Source organism: Nonomuraea pusilla (assembly GCF_900109355.1).
GTDB classification, from domain to species: Bacteria; Actinomycetota; Actinomycetes; order Streptosporangiales; family Streptosporangiaceae; genus Nonomuraea; species Nonomuraea pusilla.
Map to the genome: position 1 here is coordinate 219284 of NZ_FOBF01000006.1, position 17462 is coordinate 236745.

16 protein-coding genes are annotated in these 17462 nt (G+C 72.9%); 6 read left to right on the plus strand and 10 right to left on the minus strand.

Features of this window, described 5'->3' with window-relative positions; all coding sequences use genetic code 11:
• The first annotated feature begins 20 nt into the window (after nucleotides 1-20).
• A complete protein-coding gene (locus BMX74_RS15335; RefSeq protein ID WP_082534914.1) occupies nucleotides 21-719 on the plus strand; it encodes an HNH endonuclease family protein in 699 nt (232 codons plus the stop codon).
• Nucleotides 720-747: 28 nt separating this feature from the next.
• Here the strand turns inward: BMX74_RS15335 and BMX74_RS15340 are convergent, their stop codons facing one another.
• The 3 genes from BMX74_RS15340 to BMX74_RS15350 are packed head-to-tail and all read right to left on the minus strand — an operon-like array spanning nucleotide 748 to nucleotide 3079.
• Nucleotides 748-1146 (minus strand): PepSY domain-containing protein, encoded by a 399-nt coding sequence (locus BMX74_RS15340; protein WP_091100962.1) that lies wholly within the window; start codon nucleotides 1144-1146, stop codon nucleotides 748-750.
• A 35-nt stretch (nucleotides 1147-1181) separates the two neighbouring features.
• A complete protein-coding gene (locus tag BMX74_RS15345; RefSeq protein ID WP_091100964.1) occupies nucleotides 1182-2405 on the minus strand; it encodes a HAMP domain-containing sensor histidine kinase in 1224 nt (407 codons plus the stop codon).
• Nucleotides 2402-3079 (minus strand): response regulator transcription factor, encoded by a 678-nt coding sequence (locus BMX74_RS15350; RefSeq protein WP_055503514.1) that lies wholly within the window; start codon nucleotides 3077-3079, stop codon nucleotides 2402-2404. Before BMX74_RS15350 ends, BMX74_RS15345 begins: the two co-directional genes overlap by 4 nt.
• Before the next feature lie 91 nt (nucleotides 3080-3170).
• Here BMX74_RS15350 and BMX74_RS15355 point away from each other — a divergent pair, with 91 nt between their 5' ends.
• The gene (locus BMX74_RS15355; RefSeq protein WP_143078668.1) at nucleotides 3171-3689 is read left to right on the plus strand and encodes a hypothetical protein; all 519 of its coding nucleotides are present in this window, start codon (nucleotides 3171-3173) and stop codon (nucleotides 3687-3689) included.
• 46 nt (nucleotides 3690-3735) lie between these two features.
• On the opposite strand, the gene BMX74_RS15360 is transcribed toward BMX74_RS15355, so the two are convergent.
• The 7 genes from BMX74_RS15360 to aceB all read right to left on the minus strand — a co-directional run bounded on the left by BMX74_RS15360 (nucleotide 3736) and on the right by aceB (nucleotide 11210).
• Nucleotides 3736-3948, minus strand: coding sequence for a DUF2277 domain-containing protein (locus BMX74_RS15360; RefSeq protein ID WP_055503512.1), 213 nt, complete (start codon nucleotides 3946-3948; stop codon nucleotides 3736-3738).
• A gap of 3 nt (nucleotides 3949-3951) precedes the next feature.
• Entirely contained in the window at nucleotides 3952-4689 is a 738-nt protein-coding gene (locus BMX74_RS15365; RefSeq protein ID WP_091100968.1) for an IclR family transcriptional regulator, read from the minus strand.
• A gap of 38 nt (nucleotides 4690-4727) precedes the next feature.
• Nucleotides 4728-5474 carry an IclR family transcriptional regulator gene (locus tag BMX74_RS15370; RefSeq protein WP_256256978.1) on the minus strand — a complete coding sequence of 249 codons (747 nt, stop codon included), beginning with the start codon at nucleotides 5472-5474 and terminating at the stop codon, nucleotides 4728-4730.
• 2 nt (nucleotides 5475-5476) lie between these two features.
• Nucleotides 5477-6712, minus strand: a complete 1236-nt coding sequence (locus BMX74_RS15375) for a (Fe-S)-binding protein (RefSeq protein ID WP_091100973.1) — start codon at nucleotides 6710-6712, stop codon at nucleotides 5477-5479.
• A 1-nt stretch (nucleotide 6713) separates the two neighbouring features.
• Complete coding sequence (locus BMX74_RS15380; RefSeq protein WP_091100975.1) at nucleotides 6714-7919, minus strand: FAD-binding oxidoreductase; 1206 nt, start codon at nucleotides 7917-7919, stop codon at nucleotides 6714-6716.
• Entirely contained in the window at nucleotides 7919-9355 is a 1437-nt protein-coding gene (locus BMX74_RS15385) for an FAD-linked oxidase C-terminal domain-containing protein (protein WP_177227364.1), read from the minus strand. Before BMX74_RS15385 ends, BMX74_RS15380 begins: the two co-directional genes overlap by 1 nt.
• A 277-nt stretch (nucleotides 9356-9632) precedes the next feature.
• Complete coding sequence (gene aceB / locus BMX74_RS15390; protein ID WP_091100979.1) at nucleotides 9633-11210, minus strand: malate synthase A; 1578 nt, start codon at nucleotides 11208-11210, stop codon at nucleotides 9633-9635.
• A 155-nt stretch (nucleotides 11211-11365) separates the two neighbouring features.
• On the opposite strand from aceB, the gene BMX74_RS15395 reads away from it, so the two are divergent.
• The 4 genes from BMX74_RS15395 to BMX74_RS45600 all read left to right on the plus strand — a co-directional run bounded on the left by BMX74_RS15395 (nucleotide 11366) and on the right by BMX74_RS45600 (nucleotide 16324).
• Nucleotides 11366-12058 carry a DUF4097 family beta strand repeat-containing protein gene (locus tag BMX74_RS15395; RefSeq protein WP_055503505.1) on the plus strand — a complete coding sequence of 231 codons (693 nt, stop codon included), beginning with the start codon at nucleotides 11366-11368 and terminating at the stop codon, nucleotides 12056-12058.
• A gap of 84 nt (nucleotides 12059-12142) precedes the next feature.
• On the plus strand, nucleotides 12143-13555 hold the full coding sequence (gene hflX / locus BMX74_RS15400; protein WP_055503504.1) for a GTPase HflX: 1413 nt from the start codon (nucleotides 12143-12145) through the stop codon (nucleotides 13553-13555).
• Between the two features lie 449 nt (nucleotides 13556-14004).
• Entirely contained in the window at nucleotides 14005-15213 is a 1209-nt protein-coding gene (gene hutI, locus BMX74_RS15405; RefSeq protein ID WP_055503503.1) for an imidazolonepropionase, read from the plus strand.
• A 13-nt stretch (nucleotides 15214-15226) separates the two neighbouring features.
• On the plus strand, nucleotides 15227-16324 hold the full coding sequence (locus tag BMX74_RS45600; protein WP_177227353.1) for a DegV family protein: 1098 nt from the start codon (nucleotides 15227-15229) through the stop codon (nucleotides 16322-16324).
• Nucleotides 16325-17462: the final 1138 nt, after the last annotated feature.

Genomic DNA, 17462 nt, shown 5'->3' on the forward strand with positions numbered 1-17462 from the left:
GTATTTGCTATACCTAGACTTTGCCCAAAACTGAAGTCTGGGGGGTCGGGGTGCGGGTTCGGGTGTTCGCCGCGGGACTGGCGGTCGTCGCGGCGGTGGCCGGGTGCGGAGGTCTGGAGGCGCGTTCCAGCGGCGCGACGGGCGGCAAGCCCGCCTCGGGCGACGTCGCCCAGGCCCGCGACAAGCTCGGCAAGCTCGCCGTGAAGGGCCGCGCGCCGAAGACCGGCTTCGACCGCGACCAGTTCGGGCCCGCCTGGTCCGACGTCGACCACAACGGCTGCGACACGCGCAACGACATACTCAAGCGCGACCTCGAGAACGAGACGTTCAAATCCGGCACCCACGACTGCATCGTCCTGACCGGCACCCTGAAGGACCCTTACAGCGGCAAGACCATCGAGTTCAAGCGCGGCCAGAACACCAGCACCGCCGTGCAGATCGACCACCTCGTGCCGCTGTCCGACGCCTGGCAGAAGGGCGCCCAGCAGTGGAGCGCCGCCAAGCGCAAGGAGTTCGCCAACGACCCCCTGAACCTCCTCGCCGTCGACGGCCCGCTCAACGGCCAGAAGAGCGACTCCGACGCCGCCACCTGGCTGCCGCCCCGCAGGGCCTACTGGTGCGCGTACGTCATCAGGCAGATCGACGTCAAGGACAAGTACGGGGTCTGGGTCACGTCCGGCGAGAAGGACGCGATGGAGAAGATCCTCAAGGACTGCTGACCCGGACCCCGCACCCGCCCGGCGGCGATCAGTCGTCGTCGCCGTGCCGGTCGTCCTTGCCGTCGTGCTTGCCGTCGTGCCTGTCGTCGTCGCCCCGGCCGTGGTGGTCGCCCCGCTCGCGGGCGACGACCTGGCCGGTGGCGGCGTCCACGTCCACCTCGTGTTCGGACGTGCCCTTGACCAGCTCGACCTCCCACACGTCGGGACGGGAGCCGCGCGAGTCGTAGCCGACCTCGCGCACCCAGGCGCCCGGCACCTCGCGGTGGGCGATCTCGATGGCCCGTTCGGCCGTGACCTTGGGGGCGGTCACGGCGGCCGTCGCCTCCGCCGCGCCGTCCGCCGCCGTGGCCGCGTACGCGGCTCCGCCTCCGGCCGCCAGCACGACGATCCCGGCCCCTGCAACGATGAGCTTCTTCGTGATTCGCATGCCGCCAGTACAACGGCAGGCGCGGTAACCACGCGCTAAGCGACCGTTAAGAACACCTCCACGCGTGCTCCGCCGCCCACCGGGGAGGAGACGGCGAGCCGCCCGCCGCAGGACTCCGCGGTGCGGCGGGCGATGTCCAGGCCCAGCCCGGTCGAGCCGCCGCCGCTCGTGCCCCGCTCCAGCATCGACGGGCCGAAGCCCGGCCCGGCGTCCACCACCGCGAGCAGCGCCCCGCCGTCGCGCCGCGTCAGCCGCACCGCCATGGCCGTGCCCTCCGGCGTGTGCGCGAACACGTTGCCGAGCAACGCGTCCACGCACGCCGCCAGGTCCTCCGCCCCCACGGCGACCTCCAGCGGCGCGGCGGGCAGCGACACGCTCACCTCCCTGCCCTGGTCCTCGGCCAGCACCGACCAGAACCGCACCCGCTCGCCCACCACCGCGGTCGCGTCGCACGAGCCGCGCCCGGCCGAGCGCCGCCGGGCCTCCGCGATCACGGCGCTCACCGCCCGCTCCAGGTCGTCCGCACGGGCCTGCAGACGCGCCGCCTCCTCCGGGTCGCGCAGGGACTCCGCGTCCAGCCTGAGGCCGGTCAGGGGCGTGCGCAGGCGGTGCGAGAGGTCCGCCACCGACTCCCGTTCGGCCGCCAGCAGGTCGTCGATGCGGTCGGCGAGACGGTTGAGCGCGAGCGCCACCGACCTCACCTCGGGAGGGCCGCCCGGCTCCGCGCGCGCCGTCAGATCGCCCCCCGCCAGCCGGTGCGACACCCGCGCCAGCCCGTCCACCGGCCGGGTCACCGCGAGGGCCAGCCGGTCGGCCAGCAGGATGCCGAGCACCACCAGCGCCAGGCCCAGCCCGAGCAGGCCGAGCCACGCCTGCGGGACGCCCCGCATCAGCTCCGCGTCCGCCACGAACACCCTGACCACCGCGGTGCCGCCGGGCGACTGGGCCGACACCAGCACCTCCCTGCCGCCGTCCACGGCGGCCGTCACGCTGCGTCCCGTCGCCGCCAGCCGCACCGCGTCGGAACGCGGCGCGGGGACGCCCGTCGTCCGCCCGTCCGGCAGGAACACCGTCACCGGCAGCGGCGCCTGGTCCACGCTGAGGTTCGGCGCGAGCGCCACCGACTCGGCCGCGGCCGTGGCCCTGCTCATCGCGCCGTTCTCCGCGACCGCCCTGATCAGCAGCGCCATCGGCACCAGCAGCGCGATGAGCACCACCGACGTCGTGGCCGCCACCAGCAGCGCCAGCCAGCGCCTCACGACGGCTCGACCAGCTTGACGCCGACGCCGCGCACCGTGTGCAGGTAACGCGGCTCGGCCGCCGTCTCGCCCAGCTTCCTGCGCAGCCACGACAGGTGGACGTCCACGGTCTTGTCGGCGCCGCCGTACGGGAGCTGCCAGACCTCCGTCAGGAGCTGGCGCTTGGTCACCACCTCGCCCGGCCGCGCCGCGAGGTAGTGCAGCACGTCGAACTCGCGCGGCGTCAGGTCCAGCGCCGCGCCGCCCAGCGTGGCCGTACGGGCCCGCGGGTCCACATGCAGCTCGCCCACCCGCAGCGGCTCCGGCTGCGTGCCGCCCGCGCGCCGCAGCACCGCCCTGATGCGGGCGTCGAGCTGGGCCGCGCTGAACGGCTTGACCACGTAGTCGTCGGCTCCGGCGTCCAGCACGGGCACCATCTCCGCGTCGCCGTCGCGGGCGGTCGCCACGATCACCGGGACGGCGCTCACGGCCCGCAGCATCCGCAGCAGCTCGCCCCCGTCGAGGTCGGGCAGCCCGAGGTCGAGCACGATCAGGTCGGGACGGTCCTGCACCGCCAGCCGCAGCCCGTCGAGCGCCGTCGGCGACGACGCCACCGCGTGTCCCAGCTCGCGCAGCCCGCGGGTCAGCGCGGTGCGGATCGCCACGTCGTCCTCGATGAGCAGGATGTCAGCCACACACAGAACGTAACCGCTGCCCGGCCGTGCGCCATCCACCCTTATCGTCGCCTTAACCTGCCCTTAGCCGCCGACGGAGGAGGGTGGAGGAGTGAGACGACTCGTGCTGGCCTGGGCGGCCACCGCCGTGGCGGCGACGGCGGCGGCCGTCGCCGTGCTGGGCCCGATCGGCACCGGCGTCACGGGCGGGCCGGGGCGCGTGCTGGAGCCCGCCGAGGTCCGCGCCGCCCTCGCCACCGCCAGGTCCGCCGCCGTGGGAGGCCAGGCGTCCCCGCTCCCGACGGCCCCGCCCGCCACCGCGTCCGAGGACGCGCAGGCCCGGCCCGCCACCTCGCCTGAGCCGGACGCGACGGACGCGGCGGTCTCCACCGCCCCCGGCGAGGACGACTCCGTCGCGCTGGTGCGCTCGCCGGGCGGCACGGTGGTGGCCTCCTGCGAAGGCGACCTCGTCACGCTGAGGTCCTGGAGCCCCGCGCAGGGCTACTCGGTGGACGGCGTCGAGCCGGGCCCCACGCGTCAGGCCAGGGTGGAGTTCGAGCCCGACGAGGGGCACGACGTGGAGCTGCGCATCACCTGCGTGGCCGGCCGCCCGCTCGCCGTGCGCCACTGACGGCACCACTGACGGCGCCACCGGCGGCGCACCCCGGGCGCGCCGGTCAGCGGGAGCCGCGGACCTGCAGGGCGGCCAGCAGTTCCTCCGAGGCCCGCGTGATCGCCTCGACCGCCCGGTCGAACGCCTCGGCGTTGTGCGCCGCGGGGGCGCGGAAACCCGAGATCTTCCTGACGTACTGCAGCGCGGCCGCCCGCACGTCCTCCTCGGTCACGTCCTCCGTGTACGGGGGACGCAGCGTCTTGATGCTTCTGCACATGGCTCAACCGTAGTGTCCGATGCGCTGGCTGATCTCCCGCGCGCCCTCCACGAGCAGCTTGCCCACCTCGGGCAGCCGCTGACGGGTGAGCCGGTACGACGGCCCCGAGGCGCTGACCGCGGCCACCACCGACCCGTCGCCGCCCCTGATCGGCGCCGCCACCGCGTTGAGCCCCACCTCCAGCTCCTCCTCGGTGCTCGCCCAGCCCCGCTCCCTGACCTGCTCCAGCCCGAGCCCCTCCGGGGAGGTGATCGTGCGCGGCGTGTAGCGGTCGAGGGCGGCGGGCAGCGGCAGCGCCCCGAAGGCGAGCAGCACCTTGCCGCTGGAGGTGGCGTGCGCGGGCGTGCGCTGGCCCACCCAGTTGTGCCCGCTGATCGCGGCGGGGCCGCGCACCTGGCTGACGTTGACCGCGCAGCCGTCCCGCGGCACGGCGACGTTGACCGTCTCGCCCACCGTCTCGGCGAGCCTGAGGCAGACCTCCCTGGCCTCCTTCGCCAGGTCGAGCTGGGACGTCGCGGCCCCCGCGAGCCGCACCACGCCGAACCCCAGCCGGTAGCGGCCCCTGTCGCCGCCCTGTTCGACGAGCCCGCCCCGCTCCAGGGCCGCGAGCAGCCGGAACGCCGTGGACTTGTGCACGCCGAGCTCGCCCGCGAGGTCGGTGACCCTGGCGGCTCCTTCGCGGGCCAGGATCTCCAGGATCGCGATGGCCCGATCGACTGACTGAACCGAGCTGTTGCTCATGGCGCAACACAATAGTGCGCCGTCCGCCGCGGTGTGGATCAGCCGGAGCCGGGCGACGGGCCGAGCTCGGCGGCGAAGTCGTACGCGATCTTGCGCATGCCCTCGGCCAGCTCGTCGCGGTCCAGCGCGTCGATGCGCTCGGCCGGGCCCGACACCGACATCGCGGCCACCACCCGGTCGCCGTCGCACACCGGCACCGCCAGGCAGTGCACGCCGAGCTCCTCCTCGCCCAGGTCCAGCGCGTACCCGAGGTCACCGACCCTGGCCAGCTCCGCCAGCATGGCCTCGACGCCGGTGATCGTGTTCGGGGTGCGCCGCGGCATGCCCGTGCGCTCGAACACCGCCACCGCCTCCTCCGGCGGACGCCCCGCCAGCAGCACCTTGCCCACGGCCGTGCTGTGCGGCAGCACCCGCCTGCCCACCTCGGCGAACATCCGCAGCCGCCGCGCCGACAGCACCTGCGCCACGTAGACGACGAAGTCGCCCTCCAGCACCGCCAGGTTCGCCGTCTCGCCCGACAGCTCCATCATCCTGGCCAGGTACGGCTGCGCCCACACCCCGACCCGGCTCTGCGCGATGCCGCCGAGCCGCACCAGCCCGCCGCCCAGCGCGTAGCGGCGGTCCGACTCCTGGCGCACGTAACCGCGGGCGAGCAGCGTCCGCAGCAGCCGGTGGATCGTCCCGTACGGCAGGCCGGTGCGCGCGGCGATCTCCGACAGCCCCGCCTCGCCGCCGTGCTCCGCCAGCGCCTCCAGCACGTCGAGCGCCCGCTCGACCGACTGCACGCTCAAGCGTCCCTCCCCAGCGACACGCCGCGCAGCGACGCGTCCAGCACCTCGGCCACGTGCGCCACCCTGATCTCCCGTCCCGCGCGCCGCATCGCCGCCGAGATCTGCATGGTGCAGCCCGGGTTGGCCGACACCAGCAGCTCGGCGCCGGTCGCGGCGACCGCCGCCGCCTTCCTGTCGCCGAGGTCGCGCGCCGCCTCCGGCTGGAAGATGTTGTACGTCCCCGCCGAGCCGCAGCAGATCGCCGACTCGGGCACCTCCCGAAGCTCCAGGCCGGGGATCGCGCCGAGCAGCGCGCGCGGCTGCGCCCGCACCCCCTGGGCGTGGGCCAGGTGGCAGGCGTCATGGTAGGCCACCGTCATCGGCAGCGGGTGCCGCTCGGCCGCCGGGCCCAGCTCCGCCAGGAACTCCGACAGGTCCACGACACGGAACACGGGCCGCTTCCCCAGCAGGTCGGCGTACTCCTTCATCGACGAGCCGCAGCCCGCCGCGTTCACCACGACGGTGTCGACCCCGGCCCGCTCGAACGTCCTGACCGTGCGCCGCGCCAGCCGTCTCGCCTGGTCCTCGCGGCCCGAGTGGACGCTGAGCGCCCCGCAGCAGCCCTGGCGGGGGATGACCACGTCGCAGCCCTCCAGGGCGAGCACCCGCGCGGTCGCCGCGTTCACCTGCGGGAAGAACTCCCGCTGCACGCACCCCGTCAGCATGCCCACCACGGCCCTGCGCTCGCCCCTGGCCCTGACCAGGCGCGGCAGCCGCTGCCGGCGCGGCACGCGGGGCGCGAGCGCCGCCATCGCCCCCAGGCTGGGGTGCGCGCGGCCGAGGAAGCCCGCCATCTGCCGCGCCAGGCCCGTGCCGGGCCGCAGCAGCCGCAGCCTGGACGGGTACGGGAACAGGCTGAACACCAGGCCGCGCACCGCCCGCTCCTGCGGGTCGCGCTCGTGCTCCCGCTCGACCGCCACCCGGGTCTGCTCGATCAGCCGGTCGTAGCGCACGCCCGACGGGCAGGCGGTCACGCACGCCATGCAGCCGAGGCAGGCGTCGAAGTGCCCCGCCATCTCGGGCGTGATCGGGGTGCCCTCGACGTGCTGCCCCATCAGGTGGATGCGGCCGCGCGGCGAGTCCATCTCCTCGCCCCACAGCACGTACGTGGGGCAGGTCGGCAGGCAGAACCCGCAGTGCACGCAGTCGCCGATCAGCTTCGGGTCCGGCCCGGTGCCGGGTCCGCCGGTCATGTCAGATCCCTCCCACGAACCGTCCGGGAGACATCACGCGCCCCGGGTCGAACCGCTCCTTGACCCGCCGCATCAGCGGCAGGGCGCCCACCCGTCCCCACCGGTCCACGCCCTCGTACGGCGAGGCCGGAACCGTCACCCTGCCGCCCTCGCCCTCGACGCGGCCGCGCAGCCGCGTCACAGCCTCGCGCAGCTCGCGCTCGCCCGAGTCCCGCGCCGTCAGCCAGGTGCGGCCGGACACCGGCGAGCCGCGCAGCGCGAACCCCGCCTCCTCCGCGGCGGCCAGCACGGCCGCGGTGGACGCGGGCGGGAACCGCGCCTCCACCAGCACCCGCTCGCCGGGGAGCAGCCCCCACCAGGCGGGGGCCGTGTCACCGACCTCGCCGTCCGCCGTGCCGGGGAGGAGGTCGCGCACCGCGAGCGCCCGCTCCTCGGCCGCCTCGCCCTCGACCAGCGCGGCCAGCGCCACCCGGCCGCCGGCCGGGCGGTCGACCTCGACCGCCGACGGCTCGGCCTGGGACGCGGCCAGCGCCGCCACCAGGCCGCCCGTCACCTCGCCCGCCGCGAGCTCCGCCGTCAGCCAGCGCCGCCGCGCGGGGAGCGGGTGCAGGCGGAACGCCGCCTCCGCGATCACCCCCAGCGTCCCGTACGAGCCGGTGAACAGCTTGCCCAGGTCGTAGCCCGCGACGTTCTTGACCACCTTGCCGCCCGACTTGGCGACCGTGCCGTCGGCCAGCACGACCGTCACGCCGATGAGCAGGTCGCGGGCGGCGCCGTAGCGGAACGAGCGCGGCCCGGCGGCGCCGACGGCCAGCGTGCCGCCGACCGTCGCGCCCGAGTCGAACGGGACGTCCAGCGCCAGCTCCTGGCCCTTGCCGCCGAGCGTCGCGGCCAGCGCGTCCACCGTGACCCCGGCCTGGACGCGGACCACCAGGTCGCCCGCCGCGTGCTCCAGCACCCGGTTCAGGCAGCACAGGTCGAGCAGCACGTCGCACCGCTCGGGAGGCGCGCCCCAGTGCAGCTTCGTGCCGCCGCCCGCGGGCACGACCGCGAGCCCGGCCCCGGCGCACGCCCGCAGCACCGCCGCGATCTCCTCCACCGACTCCGGCAGCGCCACCACGCCCGGCGTCACGCCGCCGACCAGGTCGCCCGGCCCCGGCCCGCGCAGCGCGACCCCGGTGGCGGCCAGCACGTCCCGCGACGCCATCAGAACTGCTCCGCCTTCCCCGACTCGACCAGCGGATGCACGCCTCTGCGCACGCCCGGCACCTCGCCGCACAACCTCGGCGTGGGGAACACCTTGCCCGGGTTCGACAGGCCGCGCGGGTCGAAGGCGCACCGGACGAGCTGCATCGTGTCCAGGTCGTCCGCGCTGAACATCCTCGGCATGTGCTTCGCCTTGTCCACGCCCACTCCATGCTCGCCCGTGATCGACCCGCCGTGACGGATGCAGAGGTCCAGGATCGCGCCCGACACCGCCTCCGCCCGCTCGCCCGCCCCCGGCTCGGCGTCGTCGAACAGCACCAGCGGGTGCAGGTTCCCGTCCCCGGCGTGGAACACGTTCGCCACCCTGATCCCGTGCTCCCGCGACAGGCCGTCGATGGCGGCCAGCACCTGCGGCAGCGACGTGCGCGGCACCACGCCGTCCTGCACGATGTAGGCCGGGCTGATGCGGCCCACCGCCGCGAACGCCGACTTGCGGCCCTTCCAGATCGCGGCCCGCTCGGCCGGGTCGTCGGCCACCCGCAGCTCGAACGCGCCCGAGCAGATCTCCAGCAGCCGGGCGAACTGCCGCGCCACCTCCGCGCGCGGGCCGTCCAGCTCCACGATCAGGACGGCGCCCGCGCCGCTCGGGTAGGCGCACCGGACCGCCGCCTCGGCCGCCTCGATGGACAGCGCGTCCATCATCTCGATCGCGGCCGGGACGATGCCGGCCGCGATGATCGCGGAGACCGCCTCGCCGCCCTGCTCGATCGTCCCGTACGCCGCCAGCACCGTCGTCACCGCCTCCGGGACGCGGGTCAGCCGCACCGTCACCTTCGTGGCGACGCCCAGCGTCCCCTCCGACCCGACGAACGCGCCGAGCAGGTCGTAGCCGGGGTCCATCCGGTCGAGCACGACGATGTCGCCGTCGGGCGTCACCACCTCGCACGCCTCGACGTGGTTGACCGTGAAGCCGTGCTTCAGGCAGTGGGCGCCGCCCGAGTTCTCCGCCACGTTGCCGCCGATCGAGCAGACCTGCTGGCTGGAGGGGTCGGGGGCGTAGTAGAAGCCCTGGTCGCGCACCGCCTCCGTGATGGCCAGGTTCGTGACGCCGGGCTCGACCACCGCCCTGCGGTTCGGCAGGTCGATCTCCAGGATGCGGCGCATCTTGGAGGTGACGATGAGGACGCCGTCCTCGCGGGGGAGCGCGCCGCCCGACAGTCCCGTGCCCGAGCCCCTGGCCACGAACGGCACCCCGGTCTCGTTGCACAACCGGACGACCCCGGCGATCTGCTCCGCCGACTCGGGGAGCACCACCACGCCGGGCGTGGCCCGGTGGTAGGTGAGGCCGTCGCACTCGTACGTACGCAGCCGCACCGGATCGGTGATGACCGCGTCATGGGGCAGCAGCTCCCGCAGGGCCGCCGTCAGGCTGTCCAGCACGTGCCCTCTCAGCTCCTGGTCTCCGATGACCCGCGGACCCGGGGCCGGTCTCGCCCCGAACCCTTGTGATCCCGGCCTGAACCCTTGCCTTCGACCGGAACCCTTGTGGTCCCGGCCCGAACCCTTACCGGCGTTACAGCCCGAGCCCTTTGTGGCTTCGGCCCGAGCTTTTATGGTTTCGGCTCGAACCCTTACAGGGGTTATATCCCGATACTTCCTCTTATGTCCGGCGCTGGCGCGCCTGACATAAGAGGAAATTTCACCATCTACGGCTTTACGGCATCTGCGCGTACGCCGGCAGCGTCAGGAACTCCGCGAAGTCGTCGTCCAGCGCCACCTCCTTGAACAGCGCCGTCGCCTGCGCGTACAGCTTCTCGTCGTGGCCCGGCTCGGCCGCGATCTTCCCGAGCTCCTCCTCGATGATCCGCTCCACGAGCTCCTTCGTCACCACCGCGCCCGTGTCGGCCAGCGTGATGTCGTTGTGGATCCACTGCCAGATCTGCGAACGCGAGATCTCCGCCGTGGCCGCGTCCTCCATCAGGTTGTGGATCGCGACGGCGCCCTGCCCGCCCATCCAGGCGGCCAGGTAGCGCAGCGCCACGTCCACGTTGTTGCGCAGCCCCGCCTCGGTGATGTCGCCCGGCGTCTCGGACACCGAGAGCAGGTCGGCGGCGCTGACGCTGACGTCCTCGCGCAACCGGTCGAGCTGGTTGGGCCGCGAGCCCAGCACCCCGTCGAACACCTCGCGGCAGATCGGCACCAGGTCCGGGTGCGCCACCCACGAGCCGTCGAAGCCGTCGCCCGACTCGCGCGTCTTGTCCGCGCGCACCTTCTCCAGCGCGGTCGCGTTCACCTCCGGGTCGCGGCGCGAGGGGATGAACGCCGCCATCCCGCCGATCGCGTGCGCGCCCCGCTTGTGGCAGGTGCGCACCAGCAGCTCCGTGTACGCCCGCATGAACGGCGCGGTCATCGTGACGGCGTTCCGCTCGGGCAGCAGGAACTCGCGTCCACGGGTGCGGAACTTCTTGATCACGCTGAACAGGTAGTCCCAGCGGCCCGCGTTGAGCCCCGCCGAGTGCTCGCGCAGCTCGTACAGGATCTCCTCCATCTCGAACGCGGCCGGGTACGTCTCGATGAGGACGGTCGCCCTGATCGTGCCGTGCGGCACGCCCAGCAGCTCCTGGGCACGCGTGAAGACGTCGTTCCAGAGCCGCGCCTCCAGGTGCGACTCCATCTTCGGCAGGTAGAAGTACGGGCCCTTGCCCTTGTCGATCTGGCGCTGCGCGCAGTGGAAGAAGTACAGGCCGAAGTCGAACAGCGAGGCGGACACGGGCCGGCCGTCCACCTGGACGTGCTTCTCGTCGAGGTGCCAGCCGCGCGGCCTGACGACGACGGTCGCCAGCTCGGCGTCCGGCCTGAGCGCGTACGTCTTGCCGCCGGCCTCGAAGTCGATCGTCCTGTCGAGCGCGTCGCGCAGGTTGAGCTGGCCGCCCACGCAGTTCTCCCAGAGCGGGGAGTTGGCGTCCTCGAAGTCGGCCAGCCACACCTTGGCGCCCGAGTTGAGGGCGTTGATGGTCATCTTGCGGTCGACCGGCCCGGTGATCTCGACGCGGCGATCCTCCAGGCCGGGGGCGGGGGGCGCCACGCGCCAGTCGCCCTCCCTGACGGCCTTGGTCTCGGGCAGGAAGTCGAGCGTGCCGCCCGCCGAGAGCTCCGCCTGCCTGGCCTGCCGCGCCTCCAGCAGCTCCAGCCGCCTGGCGCCGAACTCCCGCTGGAGTGCCTCCACGAAGCCGAGCGCCTCCGGCGTGAGGATCTCGTCGAACCGTTCGAGCATCGGGCCGGTGATCTCCATAGGAGCCTCTTTTCCGCTATGTGGAAAACTGATTCTGTATGATGGAAGCGACGCTACTCCACGGGCTTTCCCCGGTTCAAGACCAGGTCCTCCCAGGGGTGCGCTAAGGGGCATCCCCGATGCGCCGCCCGGCTCACCGGGAGAGGATGACGGTCATGAAGACGATCACCATCGCCGGCGGCCTGCTGGCCTCCACGATGCTCCTGACGGGTTGCGGCATGGCCGGCCTCGTCGGCCCCAGGAACGAGGACACCGTCACGTACGACGTGAAGGACAAGGTCGGCGCGTTGCGCCTGGAGAGCGGCGCGGGCGACAGCGTGATCACCGAGACGGGCGGGAACGTCGTGCGGGTCACCGAGATCCTGCGCTGGAGCGGCGACGACAAGCCGAAGCCGCGCCACTCCGTCGACGGCGACGAGCTGTCCGTGTCGTACCAGTGCCCCGCCGCGTGGTCCAACTGCTCGGTGGACTACAAGATCGAGGTCCCGAAGGGGCTCGCCGTCCACATCCAGTCGGGCTCGGGCGACGTCACGCTGAGGTCGCTGACCGGATCCCTCAACGTCAGGGCCGGCTCCGGCGACGTGGACGCCTCCGGGCTCGCGGGCAAGACGCTGAGCGTCCAGGTGGGGTCGGGCAACATCGCGCTGAAGTCCACGATCGCCCCCGACCGGACCGAGCTGGACACCGGGTCGGGCGACATCGAGCTGACCGTGCCGGACGGCGCCTACGCCGTCACGTCCCGGATCGGCTCGGGCGACCTGGCCGTCCACGTGCGCAAGGACGCGGCGTCGCCGCACAAGATCTCGATCAGGGCGGGTTCCGGCAACGTCACCGTCGCGGCCGGATAACCACGTGATGCACCTGGGGATGTCATGCCACCATGTGGGGAAGACACCGAGGTGTCCAGACGTTCCCTATTAGAGATGACACGAATGCACGATTACACCGCACTCGACGAGATCGAGACCGGCGACATGGACCTCGAGGAGCGCCAGGCCCTCCGCCGCGTGGCGGGCCTCTCCACCGAACTCCAGGACGTCTCCGAGGTCGAGTACCGGCAGCTGCGGCTGGAGCGGGTCGTCCTGGTGGGCGTGTGGACCTCGGGCACGTCGGAGGACGCCGAGAACTCCCTGCAGGAGCTCAAGCTCCTGGCCGAGACGGCCGGGTCGCAGGTGCTGGAGGGCCTCATCCAGCGCCGCCAGAAGCCCGACACCGCCACCTACATCGGCTCCGGCAAGGCGCTGGAGCTGCGCGACGTGGTCGAGTCGACCGGCGCCGACACCGTCATCTGCGACGGCGAGCTGACCCCCGGTCAGCTCCGTCAGCTGGAGGACGTCGTCAAGGTGAAGGTCATCGACCGTACGGCGCTGATCCTCGACATCTTCGCCCAGCACGCCAAGAGCCGCGAGGGCAAGGCGCAGGTCGAGCTGGCCCAGCTCCAGTACCTCCTGCCGCGCCTGCGCGGCTGGGGCGGCAACCTGTCCAGGCAGGTCGGCGGCCGTGCCGCCGGCGGCGTGGGCATCGGCGGCCGCGGCCCCGGTGAGACGAAGATCGAGCTGGACCGCCGCCGCATCCGCGAGCGCATGGCCAAGCTGCGCCGCCAGATCAGCGGCATGTCCACCTCGCGCGACACGATGCGGAACCGGCGCCAGCGCCGTGAGGTGCCCGCCGTGGCCATCGCGGGGTACACGAACGCCGGCAAGTCCTCGCTGCTCAACCGCGTCACCGGCGCGGGCGTGCTGGTGGAGGACGCCCTGTTCGCCACCCTCGACCCGACCGTGCGCAGAGCGCGCACGCCGGAGGGCCGGGTGTTCACGATCGCCGACACCGTCGGGTTCGTCAGGCACCTGCCCCACCAGCTCGTGGAGGCGTTCCGCTCCACGCTGGAGGAGGTCGCCGACGCCGACCTGATCCTGCACGTCGTCGACGGCTCGCACCCCGACCCCGAGGGGCAGCTCGCCGCCGTGCGCGAGGTGTTCGCCGACATCGAGGGCGCGAGCGACGTGCCCGAGATCGTGGTGGTCAACAAGGCCGACGCCGCCGACCAGGAGACGATCGACCGCATCACCAGGCGCGAGCGCGACAGCATCGTGGTCTCGGCCCGCACCGGGCAGGGCATCCCCGAGCTGATGGCGCTCATCGAGCAGCGGCTGCCGCGGCTCGACCACGAGGTCAACCTGCTCGTCCCGTACGACAGGGGCGACCTGATCTCGCGGGCGCACAAGGAGGGCGAGGTGCTCTCCGTCCACCACGTGGGCGACGGCACCGTCCTGCACGCGCGCGTGCTGCCGAGCCTGTTCCAGGAGCTGGAGCGGGTCGGCAAGCCGGTCGAACGCGTCTTTTAACGGCACGGTTGGGCAGCTCTGGCGATAAAGCGTACAGAGCTGCCCAAATGCGGCAGTGGTCCCCGCACTCCGTCATTGCTAGGATTGGCCGAACCAAACGTTGGTCTGTCTTTGAGGTTCGTCATAGGTTCGGTCGATGGCTGCTGGTAATGACGTCGTCAGCGGGGGCCATGGTGACACCGCGAGGCCGGGTGACGCTTGGGGTGAGTGGTCTTTCTTCCGAATAACCCTGTACACCAAGCCCGGCTGTGAAATAACGTAACTGAACTGAAATCGCCGGATCATGACTCAGGCGATACGGTCACCGCACAGCTTTTCGCGGATGAGAGCAGGAGACCCCCCATGTCGTCCGGACCCAGAGCGGACTCAGTGGGCGCGGCGCAGGCCGTGCACTGTGTGCTGCCTGCGTGCGGGGGTCCACGACAAGGCCGGTGCGGGGCGGTGATGCGGTGACCGTTCGACTCCTGACCAACATCGGCCGCCTCTGGACGGGCAACGAGGTCCTCAGCAACGCGGCCATCCTCGTTCACAACGACCGCATCGCGTGGGTCGGCCGTGCCCCCGACCTGCCGCAGAGCGTGCCCGGCGTCGTCGACGACATCGTCGACGTCGACCACGTCGAGAACCTCGGCGGCGCGCTCGTCACGCCCGGTCTCATCGACGCCCACACCCACCCGGTCTACGCCGGCAACCGCTACGCGGAGCTCGCCATCCGCACCGGCGGGTCCAGCGCCGCGTCCATCACCGCGGCGGGCGGCGGCGTCGGCTCCACCGTCACCGTGACGCGCGGCACCGACCCCTGGACGCTCTGCAACGGCGTCCGCGAGCGCCTGCGTGGCTGGCTGCTCAGCGGCACCACCACGGTCGAGGCCAAGACCGGCTACCACCTCACGCGCGACGGCGAGCTGGCCGACGTGCGGCTCCTGCGCGAGCTGGAGAAGGAGCCGATGATGCCGCGGGTGCACGTCACCTTCCTCGCGGCGCACGTCGTGCCTCCCGAGTACTTCGGTCGCCAGCGCGAGTACGTCGAGGCCGTGGGCGCCTGGTGCGCCGACGCGGCCGCGGCCGGCGCCGACAGCGTCGACGTCTACTGCGACGAGGGCCACTTCACCACCGAGGAGGCGCGCTGGGTGCTCGCCTCCGGCCGCAACGTCGGGCTGCTCCCGCGCATCCACGCCGGCCTGTTCAGCCGCCGCGGCGCCGTGCAACTCGCCGCCGAGCTGGGCTGCGCGTCCGCCGACGGCCTGCACCACATGTCCGACGAGGACATCGCGATCATGTCGCGCTACGGCGTGCCCGCGGTGGTCAGCCCTGCCACCGCGCTCCAGCGCGGCCACCTCCCGCCGGTCCGGCAGATGATCAAGCATGGCGTGCAGATCGCGCTGGGCAGCGACCACAACCCCGGCTTCTGCGGCATCACGTCCATGTCGCTCGTCATCGCCATGGCGGTGGCCGCGTTCGGCATGAGCGTCAACGACGCGCTGCGGGCCGCCACGCTCGGCGGCGCCACCGTCCTCGGGGCGCCCGACCGCGGCGTCCTCGCTCCGGGCCGCCTCGCCGACATCGTCCAGTGGGACGCCGACCACGAGGGCGCGTTCGCCTGGTCGTTCGGGTTGAAGCCGCGGCGCGTGTGGCGGGGTGGCACTCCCGTTCAGTAGCTAGTCTCGTGGTATGCCGCCCTCCGTCCGCGTCGTCACGGATTCAACCGCTTACCTGACTGATGTGCCGGATGTCCCGGTGGTGTCCGTACAGGTGATCTCGCGTGGCGTGGCGTACGACGAGGGCGACTTCACCGGCGACCTGGCCACGGCCACCACCTCGCGGCCCTCGCCGTCGCGCTTCCTGAGCTGCTACGAGGCGCTCGCCGCCGAAGGGGCGAGCGGCATCGTGTCCGTCCACCTGTCGGCCGACCTCTCCGGCACGGTCGAGTCGGCGCGGCTCGCCGCCAGGGACGCGCCCGTGCCCGTCGAGGTCGTCGACAGCCGGACCATCGGGGCGGGCGTCGGGCACGCCGTCCTCGCCGCCGTCCAGGCCGCCGCCGGGGGCGCCACGCTCGCGGAAGCCGCCGAGGCCGCCCGCCGCCAGGCCGCCGCCACCAGGACGTTCTTCTACGTCGACACCCTCGACTACCTGCGCCGCAGCGGTCGCATCGGCACGGCCGCGTCCCTCTTCGGCTCCGCCCTCATGATCAAACCCCTCCTCCACATCGCAGACGGCCGCATCGCCCTGCTGGAGAAGGTCAGGACATCGGGCCGCGCCCTCGCCCGCCTGGAGGACCTCGCGGTCGAGGCCGCGGGAGAGGAACCGGTGGAGGCCGTCGTGCAGCACCTGGGCGCCCCAGAACGCGCCCACACCCTGGCCGTCCATCTCACCGAACGCTTACGGCTACTCCCGCCGGACACGGCGGGAACGCCCCGGGCGGGGGAGACCGCGGCAGCCACGGCCCAGTCCGGTGAGGCCCCGGCCAGCCCGCCCCCCGCGAGAAAGACCCGGAGGACGCCCAAGGGCACTGCCTTGGAGAGAACGGCCCATCCCGGGGAGGCGGCGAAGGGCGCGGACTCGGGCCAACCCGGCGAGCCAGCAGCGGGCCCAAGCCAGGTCGGGGATGCCGCGGTGGACACGGGCCAACCTGGGGAGGCCGCGGTGGACACGGGCCGACCTGGAGAGGCCGCGGGCGGCGAGTGCCGCGTGGTCGAGGTCGGCGCGGTCATCGGCGCCCATGTCGGCCCCGGCGTCGTCGCCATCACTCTCACCCCGCGCACCCCCTGACCGCACCCTGGCCGCATGAGCCCCGGGGCGGGGCCATCAATCGGGCTCGCCAGCGCCACATGCCCGGCCGTCGATCCGCCCGGGCCGTACGCCCGGCCGTCGATTTCCCCAGGGCCTTGATGGAGTTATCCACAGAACGCCGCTCGGCCGATTGCCGCCCCGCGCCGGACGTCTACCTTCTCCGCCGTGCGCACCCAAGAACCGGAGGCGGAGCGGACGATCGCCGCGACCCGCCTGCGAGCCATCACCGTCCGCGACCGTGGCCTCGCCACCCGCACCAACGACGCTCACGACCTCACGCTGCCCTGGGAGACGCCTGGCTCCGGCCGCCGCAGAGAACCTCGCCCCATCGCCCACCTCCAGGACACACCACCAAAGGGCACACCCCAGCCAGTCGAGCAGCCAGGTGCAGACGGGGAGCCCAGCGCACACGGGATCAGTGGCGACGCCCCGCTGGAGAGCACGCACGCCTGGGTCGACGAAGCGGCAGACGAGGGAGCCCTGAGGCCGAGGCGCGCACCCGGCGTACGCACCTTCCAAGAAGCCACAGAGGCAGAGCTGTCGGAGCCGGACGCCCTTCTTAGGGAGTCGTCCCAGACGGTCGCCGCACACCAAGGGGCGGCCTCCTGGCTCTCGGGGTTCCCGGCTGGAGGGATGCCACAGCGAGGCACCGGGCGGACTGCGGAGGAAGCCAGCGCGCACCCAGGCACGGGGACGGGGCTGGCACACCGCGACGCAGGGAGTGTGACGGCGCGCAGAGTCACAGCAAACGGGACGGCACACGGAGTCGCAGGGACAGGGGCGGCACGCCCAGACACAGAGAAAGGGACCGCCCACGGAGACGCATGGACAGGGACTCTGCACACCGGGAGCGCTCATCAGGAGACGGCACAGGCGGGCAGCGCACGTGGAGACGGCAGGACGGCTGCCCAGGCATGGGGCGAAGAGCGCGGGGCTCCGCGCGATGGCGCGTCGCTCTGGGAGCACGTCCCGGGCGGCGCGAGCCGCAGCCCGGCGCCGATGCCGCCGACCTTCCAGGCCTTCCGGGCCGCCGTGTCAGCACAGCCTTCCACCCCACACCGCCACCGCCGGGCTCTCAAACGCTGGGCCCCCAAGGGCTGGGATCCCGAACGCGAGG